The sequence below is a fragment of the Bradyrhizobium sp. NBAIM18 genome (genome assembly GCF_020193825.1).
Lineage (GTDB): Bacteria > Pseudomonadota > Alphaproteobacteria > Rhizobiales > Xanthobacteraceae > Bradyrhizobium > Bradyrhizobium yuanmingense.
The window spans coordinates 1-7,857 of record NZ_JADYVO010000048.1 but is presented as its reverse complement, the minus strand read 5'-3'; the positions used below and the strand labels follow the sequence as shown (position 1 = coordinate 7,857).

The 7,857-nt window shown below is 61.0% G+C and carries 4 protein-coding genes and 1 pseudogene; 4 read left to right on the top strand and 1 reads right to left on the bottom strand.

All coding sequences use genetic code 11. From position 1 onward, the window contains the following. From I6F17_RS37185 to I6F17_RS37170, 4 genes and pseudogenes are all read left to right on the top strand, one after another. Nucleotides 1-495 (top strand): annotated as a pseudogene (locus I6F17_RS37185) (hypothetical protein); the annotation flags it as partial. Between the two features lie 89 nt (nt 496-584). Next, nucleotides 585-2,519, top strand: coding sequence for a type I secretion system permease/ATPase (locus tag I6F17_RS37180; RefSeq protein ID WP_225129136.1), 1,935 nt, complete (start codon nt 585-587; stop codon nt 2,517-2,519). Next, nucleotides 2,516-3,829 (top strand): HlyD family type I secretion periplasmic adaptor subunit, encoded by a 1,314-nt coding sequence (locus I6F17_RS37175; protein ID WP_225129138.1) that lies wholly within the window; start codon nt 2,516-2,518, stop codon nt 3,827-3,829. Before I6F17_RS37180 ends, I6F17_RS37175 begins: the two co-directional genes overlap by 4 nt. A 941-nt stretch (nt 3,830-4,770) precedes the next feature. Beyond that, complete coding sequence (locus I6F17_RS37170) at nt 4,771-5,271, top strand: transglutaminase-like cysteine peptidase (RefSeq protein WP_225125022.1); 501 nt, start codon at nt 4,771-4,773, stop codon at nt 5,269-5,271. A gap of 64 nt (nt 5,272-5,335) precedes the next feature. On the opposite strand, the gene I6F17_RS37165 is transcribed toward I6F17_RS37170, so the two are convergent. Next, nucleotides 5,336-7,857: DUF4082 domain-containing protein (locus tag I6F17_RS37165; protein WP_225190480.1), on the bottom strand; the 2,522-nt coding region annotated here is incomplete at its 5' end.

The following is a 7,857-nucleotide window of genomic DNA, read 5'->3' as shown; positions in this document are numbered from 1 at the left end:
TCCCATGTCAGCTCCCTGACCGGCTCCACGTGGGGTGGCTCGGTGTCGGGTACGGACTCTGGCCTCAAGACTCTGGAGACCAGCTTCTATCAGGACCTGAACAGTGACGGGCAGATCGGTACGTCCAGCGTAGCTACGTCATCCACTGCAACCGGTAGCAACGCGGCTATTGCGGGCAGTACGTTCATCGCTTCGCCGGGCAACACGACCCTGACCAGCACGTCCGGCGATGACACCTTCGTTGGCAGCAGCCAGGCCGATACTTTCGTGTTTGGCGCGAACTTCGGCAACGACGTCATCAAGGGCTTCGTTGCCCGCGGACCTGCTCACGACACGATCGAGTTCAGCAAGAGTGTGTTCGACAGTTTTGCCAGCGTTCTTTCCCACGCGACCCAATCGGGCACCGATGTCGTGATCGCGACGGGGAGCGATACCCTCACGCTGAAGAACACCAAGCTCGGCGCGTTGACCAGTAACGACTTCCATTTCGCGTAGGGGACGGAATCCACACAGACCAGTCTTCAACAACTGCCTTGGGGATCTCCTGGGGGATCTTCCAATGCATGGTTCAAGGGCAGAAAGCCATGATCGACTTTGGACGGCGGGGGGGATTCCCCCCGCCCGCGAATCTCTATCGAACTCCACTTCTTCAACTATCAGGGCTCTGGACGGCCGGGCGGCAGTCTGCGGAAAACACTCGGCTGCAGACGTCGCAACTGATCGGCTGGGCAAAGCGTCTGATCGAAGCACTGCGGCAGCGGATATTCGCTGGTCGACCCCGGCCAGTGGATCACTATGACGAGTCGCAGTCAGAGTTGTCGGTTTTCCTGCGGTCTTGCCGCCGGATTTTCTGGGCACTCGCGGCCTTCAGCGGCATGAGCAATCTACTCATGCTCACCGGCTCGTTCTTCATGCTGCAAGTCTATGATCGGGTGCTGCCTGGACGCAGCATACCGACTCTGGTCGCCCTGTTGACTCTGGCGACGGTGCTTTACCTGTTCCAGGGCGGGCTTGATCTGGTCAGGAGCCGGATCAGCGCCCGGGTCGGACGGTATTTCGATGAAAGTCTCGGGGTTCGCATCTTCGACGCTCTTGTTCGCCTGCCTTTGAAGACCAGAGCGGATGGCGACGGCCTGCAGCCGGTGCGGGACCTCGATCAGGTCCGCAGCTTCCTGTCGAGCGGAGGGCCGACGGCGCTCTTCGATCTGCCCTGGATGCCGATCTATCTCGGCGTCTGCTTCCTCTTTCACTTCTGGATTGGCCTCGCTGCGCTGGCTGGTGCGTTGGTGCTGGTCGGCATTACGATGCTCACGGAAACGCGTACCCGAGGTCCGGCAAAGGCGAGCTCGCGTCTTGCGATTTCGCGAACTGCCCTCGCGCTCGAGGGACGGCGCAATGCCGAAGTTCTGCAGGCCATGGGTATGCGGCAACAAGCGGCTTTGCGTTGGCAGGATGCCAACGCAAAGTACCTCGCAGCCCATGAACGGGCCAGCGATGTCGCAAACGGACTCGGTGGTGCCTCGAAGATTTTCCGCGCGATCTTGCAATCGCTGGTTCTTGCCGTTGGCGCCGTCCTCGTCATCAACCAGGAATCGACGGCCGGCATCATCATTGCCGGATCGATCCTCACCGCGAGGGCCCTTGCGCCTGTCGAAATGGCAATTGCGAACTGGAAGGGGTTCGTCGCGGCGCGCCAATCGGGACAACGGCTCGATTACTTGCTGAAACTTCTTCCTCAGGAGGAGGAGCGGTTGGCATTGCCTGCGCCTGTGGAAACCCTTAGCGCCGAGAACCTCTATATCAGTGCTCCGAACTCCGAGAGACCCACTCTGAGCGAAGTGTCATTCCAGCTGCGGAGTGGGCAGGCGGTCGGAATCATCGGTCCGAGCGGATCCGGCAAGTCGACGCTGGCGCGTGCGCTGGTTGGCGTGTGGCCGTGCATTCGAGGCAGGATCCGGCTCGACAACGCCGCCCTCGATCACTGGTCTTCGGACGACCTCGGCAAGCACATCGGTTATCTGCCCCAAGACGTAGAATTGTTCGACGGCAGCATTGCGATGAACATTGCACGGTTCGACCCGAACGCAACCGCCGCCGCTGTTCTGGAAGCCGCCCGCGCCGCGGGCGCGCATGACCTCGTCCTCTCACTGCCCGACGGGTACAGCACGAAGATCGGCGAGGGAGGGCTGGCGCTGTCGGCGGGGCAGCGGCAGCGTATCGCGCTTGCGCGCGCTTTTTACGGCAAGCCCTTCCTGGTCGTGCTTGACGAACCCTCTTCCAATCTCGATGCGGAGGGCGAGGAGGCTCTGACAGAGGCGATCCTGAACGTGCGACGCCGCGGAGGGATTGTGGCCGTTGTCGCTCATCGGCCGAAGGCGCTGGAAGGTGTGGACCATGTATTGTGCCTCGGCGAAGGCAGAGTTCAGTCCTTCGGCAAGCGAGAGGAGGTACTCAAGAGAGTGCTGCGGACTCCGGTGCCGCTGAAGGTCGTCGCAGAAGCTCAAGGAGGCGGCCGATGAACGATCAGATAGCGCCGGCGTTGCAGTCCATCCAACGTTACATGATCGTCGGAATGATCATGTTCGCTTTGGTGACTTTTGGGGTCGGCGGCTGGGCGACGACTTCCCAGTTGTCGGGCGCGGTGATCGCGCAGGGCGTGGTCGTGGTGGATTCGAGCGTCAAGAAGGTCCAGCACGCCACGGGTGGAATCGTCGGAGAGTTGCGCGTGCGCCAGGGCGATCGGGTGAATGCAGGCGACATTCTGATCCGCCTCGACGAGACGCAGACGCTCGCGAATGCGACGATCGTCACCAATAGCATCGACGAATTGCTTGCGCGGCAGGCCCGTCTCGAGGCCGAGCGCGATAGTGCCGAGCAGGTCGTGTTTCCAAAGGTACTGCTCGACCGGGCCAAAGAGAGCAACTCCGAGGCGAGCCGTGCAATTGCCGCGGAGCGGAAGCTGTTCGACCTGCGTCGTCAGGCGAGGAGCGGCCAAAAAGCGCAGTTGCAGGAGAAGAGCGCGCAGTTGGAGAACGAAATCAAGGGCTATATGGGGCAGACGGAGGCCAAGCAGAAGGAGGTGGAGTTCATCCGACAGGAGCTGGAGGGCGTGCGCAGCCTCTGGCAGAAGAACCTGGTGCCGATCACCCGGCTCAATTCCCTCGAGCGCGACTCCGCCCGCATCGAGGGCGAGCGCAGCCAGCTCGCAGGAATGATCGCTCAGTCGAAGGGCAAGATCTCCGAAATCGGACTCCAGATCATTCAGATCGACCAGGACCTCCGTACCGAGGTCGGCAAGGACCTGATCGAAACCCGCTCGAAACTCTCCGAGCTGGGCGAGCGCAAGACTGCGGCGGTGGATCAGTTGAATCGGGTCGATATCCGGGCGCCACAATCCGGTCGCGTCCACGAGCTCAGCGTCCACACGGTCGGGGGGGTGATCTCTCCGGGCGAGCAAATCATGCTGATCGTTCCTGACGCGGACTCGCTCGCGGTCGAAGTCAAGATCGCACCGAAGGATATCGATCAGGTCTACGTGGGGCAGACCGCGACAATGCGCTTCGCAGCGTTCAACCAGAAGACCACGCCCGAAATCGACGGCGAGGTCAGCATGGTCTCGGCAGACATCACGCAGGATCAGCGTGCCGGCACGAGTTACTACACGGGCCGCGTCTTGCTGAAGTCGGAAGAGCTGGCGAAGCTCGGCTCGGCCAAGCTGCTGCCCGGCATGCCTGTCGAGGTCTTCATCAAGACGGCAGGGCGGACCGCGTTGTCCTACCTGCTCAAGCCGCTACACGATCAGGCGGAGCGTGCGTTCAAGGAGCGCTGACCAGGCGCTAGATTGCGGTGCTCGACTGCATGGAGTCAGAACCGGCGCCCTTGGGCGCCGGTTTTGCGACTAGCCTCTGAAAGCACGGGCGGGCCGGAACCATCGGCCGCGGGCTTGCGGGGACGGCGGAAGCTCGTCTCGAAACGGAACGGCGTCCGCAGTCTGGCTCGAAGAATCCGCCGACGCATTCTGGTGATATCGACGTGCCGCAAGAGATCCGGTGGGACGTACGCGATGAGATCGCGCCACCTCCTGCTCAACCGCAATAGATCGCGGGCCTTTCGAGGGAGCGACCATGGAAGGTGCTTGTTGCGCTCGGGTGAGACTATGGGTTGCTCGAACGATCGTCCGTTGAGCACGTCCATTCGCTTGGTGTGCAAGGTCATCGCGGCCACGTAGCCAAGTATTGAAGCTTCAGCTCCCAGAATGACGAGTAGCTCAACTGGCATATGAAATCGGTCCTGCCCGAGGAAGCTCTGGTAGGCGGTTTGGCTCCGGTCCCAAATTTCAACAATAAAATCACATGGGAACGGTAAATCGTCGTCTGACGCTGGGCACGGAGCACGTTCGTTCGTGCTGCGCCTTTCGCGCTTTGCATCGAGAGTAGCCAGACCCGGGCGAAGCTCCTCGCGCCCCTCCCATGCTTATTCTGCTCTGCATGTTAGCCGCAGTGCTTTGTGATGGCGATCGTCGCGCGATTTAATATCTATATATTGCAATTGAATTAAATCAAGTTAATATTGAAATGTGACATTAAAATCGTGGTCTCGCGTGGCCACGCTGGCGGCGGACCCGACGTTTGGCGTTCGGAGCGGGATCGGCAGATGCAGCGAACCTCGGGCCCAGTTATCGCGGCAGCCGTAGCTGCCATGATTGGAGGCGTTCAATGGGCGCGTGCGTCATTGTCGACCGTGCCGCGAGCAGCACCCCAAGCTGACCTTGTGCACATCGAACTGGGACGCCCGACCCTTCCGCCCCTCACTTACACGGTGTTTTGCCTGCGCTATGAGACCGAATGTCGCCCGCGGCGCTTCTTCCGTGGCGGGCCGGTCCGGTTGACAAAGGGGCGATGGGCTGAGCTGAAGGCAGTCAATCGCGCCGTGAACCGTGCCATTGCTCCGCAGCCCAATGAACTCGGCCTTGCAGGCGAGGCGTGGATCGTTAACCCGGATCGCGGTGATTGCAACGACTACGCCGTGAGCAAGCGGCACGAACTGCTGCAACGCGGTTGGCCCGCGCGGGTCCTGTTATTGAGCGAGGTGGTCACCAGTTCTGGAGATCATCACCTTGTGCTGGTGGTGCGCGCCAGAAGCGGCGATCTGGTCCTCGATAATCTGACGCCCGAGATCAAGTCTTGGTCGCAAGTGCCATACGGCTGGGTCCGCATGCAGATGCCGAGCGACAACCGGCTGTGGGCGACGATTGGCCGCCCGGGCGCCTGACTGAGTGGCCGGAGTCATGCCTGGGCTGCGCCGGCGGGACGCCTGAGCCAAGCCGCGCCCGCCGTCATGACGCCGCGAGGCCCAGCCCGCTGGGGGCGGCCGAGGGGTCCACCCAACGTCGGATCGTGCCTTCGTATATGTCGGCACCGTAGAGCCAGCCGTCGGGCCCCTTCTGCAGGTCCACAATGCCTGGTACGTTGTCCACCAACTGGACGCTTGCTATCTGCCGGCTCGCATCCAACGTCGCTGCGAAGATCGTTCCGTTGTAGACGTCGTCGAAGAACATCGTGTTCTGATTGTAGAAATCTCCCGCGGTAATCACGTGGAAATTGTCCGGAGCGCCGTGGCTCAGAGGTAAGATCGGGAATACGGCAGCCGGGTCGGTTGTAAAGTTGCGGTTGCCGTTATTGTAGAAGGTGATCGCCTGGGCAAGGTTCTGGTAGCTGGCGGTTCTGTCCGGGCCTTCGAGATAGGGCCATCCGAAATTCGAACCGGCTTGACCCGTGTTGATTTCATCCCAATTGTTCCAGCCTACATCTCCAAGCACCGGCAGATTCGTAACGGGATCGAAGCTGAAGCGGTACGCGTTGCGGATACCGTAGTAGAACACTTTTGACTGATTGCTGTTCGGATCGCTGGCCTGATAATACGGATTGCCCGGCGCTCCCTCACCTGTAACAGGGTCGATCCGCAAGAGCTTGCCGGAGAGATTGTGGATGTCTTGGACCCGCACGGCTCGAGGATCGACGAAGTTGTACGATGTGCCATCACCGACGGTGAGATAGAGATAACCGTCGGGTCCGAAATGGACGGCACCTATGGAATGCGAATCGCTGTCGGTCGCAAGATAGTCACGGATGTTCTGGTTCTGGATGCCGGCCCTGTCGGGATCGTTGTCCTGCGCTCCTGTCTCGATCTGGCTCGCAGGAGCGGTGATTGTAGTGCCGTTGACGATCCCGGAAGGAACGATGCTGGGATCACCGCCGCTGTTCGCGTCGGGACGGCTAGTATAGGCCCAGATGCTGTTCTTGCCGACCAGCACCACTTCGCTGGACGGATCGGCAATCATCGTGACGGGGTCGACAGTGACCCTCACCAGACGGCTAGGTCGGTTGCCACCCCCATCGGCCGCTGCGAGTCCGCTTTGAGTCTCCGTCTCTGGCGGATCGTAAGTGTAAAGCAGGTAGACATAGTGGTTGGTTGCGAAATTCGGGTTCACCGCGATCCCCAGCAGCCCGCGATCGCCGAAATCGTTCACTTTGGTCGAAAGGTCGATGAGCGGGGTCGATCGCAATGTGCCGTTGTCCACCACGCGCACCACGCCGTTCTTCTGCGCGATAAGCATGTAGCGGCCGTCGGGCGTCCAGTCCATTGCCGCAGGCTGATTCAGACCCGTTACCGCTGTCTCCCGCACCAAGTTGCCGAGAGCAGGGTTGTCGTTATCCAGGATCTTCACCGTCGTCGTCACCTGGGAACCGAGAGTGGCGCCCGTCGGGTTGCTCAAGGTGACGGTGAAGGTCTCGTCGTTCTCCGGAGTCGTATCATTAACGATCGGCACAGAGACGGTCTGGCTCGCCTGTCCGGCGGCAAAGGTCACCGTACCTGATGTGGTCGTGTAGTCGGATCCCGCGAGTGCGCTGCCGCTGCTCGTCGTGAAGCTCACTGTGGCCGCTTGATTGACGGGCCCGCTGCGGAGCAGCGTGATCGTCGCGGTGGGGCTACTCTCTGCAACGCTCAGCACGACGTCCGCCATTGCGATTGTGGCGGGCGAGTCGTCGTCGACAATGGTGACGAGCACGGTGCGTGGAGCTCCGAGGGATCCGGAGCCGGGATTTTGAAGCCCGATGGCGAACGTCTCGTTGCTTTCGGTGAGTTGATCGTTGCCGATCTGGATGGTGAAGCTCTTGGTGCTCTCTCCCGGTCCGAAGACGACCTGACCGGTGTTCGTCCGACCATTGAAGGTGGGCTGGATGAAATCGGATCCCGCCGTCGCAGTGCCGCCGGTGCCGATTTCATTCGTCGTGTATTCAATGGTATTTTGAGAGGAGAGGTCACCGGAGCGTGTGACGGTAACGGTGACGGTGCCGGCCGTTTCACTGACATAGATCGTAGAAGTGTTGACGAGTGCGATGACGTTAGACGGGGCGAACACGACGTCGCGAAAATAGTTTGCATTCTGATAGACGGCAGTGGGAAAGACGCCTGCGTTGTAGTCGAAGACGCCGGCGCCGACCGGAGCGCTCAGGCTGCCGTTGCTGGCGCCGAAGGCAAAGCCCTGGGTGGTGGAGACGTAGTAGCTGTTGATGTTGACGGAAACCACGTAGGTGGTGCCAGCCGCAATGGTGAGCGGCGTGGCGAGGGTGGCCTGCTGCCAGCCCGATGTGCTTTCGTTGGTGAACGTGACGGTTGCCAGCTCCTGGCCCGTTGCCGACCAGATGTGGCCGACATGGGTTCCGGTCTCGTTCGAGGCCTTGTAGTACCGGATCGCCTGGATCACGCCGGACGTGTCGGCGGTGAAGCGCATTCCCAGCTCATAATCCGCCCCAACCCCGTCGGTGGCATTGGTATTGGTCGGGGTCTGGGTGG